This window comes from Paraburkholderia sp. SIMBA_054 (assembly GCF_046534875.1).
GTDB classification, from domain to species: Bacteria; Pseudomonadota; Gammaproteobacteria; order Burkholderiales; family Burkholderiaceae; genus Paraburkholderia; species Paraburkholderia hospita.
This window is the reverse complement of the sequence record NZ_JAWRXV010000931.1, coordinates 1-265: the sequence shown is the minus strand read 5'-3', so window position 1 is coordinate 265 and position 265 is coordinate 1. Positions and strand designations below refer to the sequence as shown.

1 pseudogene is annotated in these 265 nt (G+C 63.4%); it reads left to right on the top strand.

Going from position 1 to position 265, the window contains the following annotated elements:
• A pseudogene (locus SB822_RS57865) lies at positions 1-265 on the top strand (tetratricopeptide repeat protein); the annotation flags it as partial.

Here is a 265-nt window from a genome sequence, read left to right as displayed (position 1 = left end):
CAACGATGCGATTGCGAAGTTCTCTCAGGCCGTATCGCTTCGGCCGGATCTCGCGCCGTCGTATGCGGGATGGGGCCGTGCGCTCGAGCTAAGCGGCGAGATGAGCGAAGCGGCGCGCCGGTATGCGCAGGCATCGAAACTCGACAAGGATGTGCTCTCGCCGCACGAAGACCGTATCGCGCGGCTTAGCAAGGAGTATCAGGCGGTCACGCGTTCCGACAAGCCGGCTTCGGATGCGACGAGCCGCCCACGTTTAAATCAGCCC